This window comes from Corallococcus exercitus (assembly GCF_003611585.1).
In the GTDB taxonomy this organism is placed as follows: Bacteria; Myxococcota; Myxococcia; order Myxococcales; family Myxococcaceae; genus Corallococcus; species Corallococcus exercitus.
Genome location: NZ_RAVW01000873.1, coordinates 1 through 541, shown reverse-complemented (window position 1 = coordinate 541; position 541 = coordinate 1). Strand labels below are relative to the sequence as shown.

At 77.6% G+C, this 541-nt stretch carries 1 protein-coding gene; it reads left to right on the top strand.

Annotated features, from left to right (window positions below; translation table 11 throughout):
- Positions 1 to 541, top strand: a 541-nt coding sequence (locus D7W79_RS42635; protein WP_147442386.1) for an ImuA family protein, incomplete at both ends; no start/stop codon positions are given.

Sequence of the window (541 nt, the reverse complement as noted above, 5' to 3'; positions counted from 1 at the left end):
TAAGAGACAGATCCGCCAGTTGCAGGCGGCGCCCCGTCGCGCGCTGTCGGTGCTGCGCACGGGCGTGGACGCGGTGGACGCGCTCTTGCCGCAGGGAGGCCTGCCGCTGGGGACCTCCGTGGAGCTGTGCGGCGAGGCCGCGTCGGGGCGCACCAGCCTGGCGCTGCGCGCGGTGGCGTCCGCGCACCGGGAGCTGCGCCTGTGCGCGTGGGTGGATGGGCCGAAGGAGCTCTATCCCCCCGCGGCGGCGGCGCTGGGCGTGGACCTGGAGCGGCTGCTCGTCGTGCGGCCCCGGGCCTTCGCGCAGCGCGTGTGGTCCACCGTGCAGCTCGCGCGCAGCGGCGCCTTCACGGCGGTGGTGCTGGATCTCACGCACGGCGTGGGCGCTCCGGGGCGTCCGGAGCGGCTGGCGCTGACGGAGGCGCGCAAGCTGGTGGACGCGGCGACGCGGGGCGGGACGCTGGTGCTGCTCCTGACGTCACCGGAGGCGCCCGCGGACGGGCTCGCGCGGCTGCGGCTGGAGGCCCGGGGCGTCCAGGGC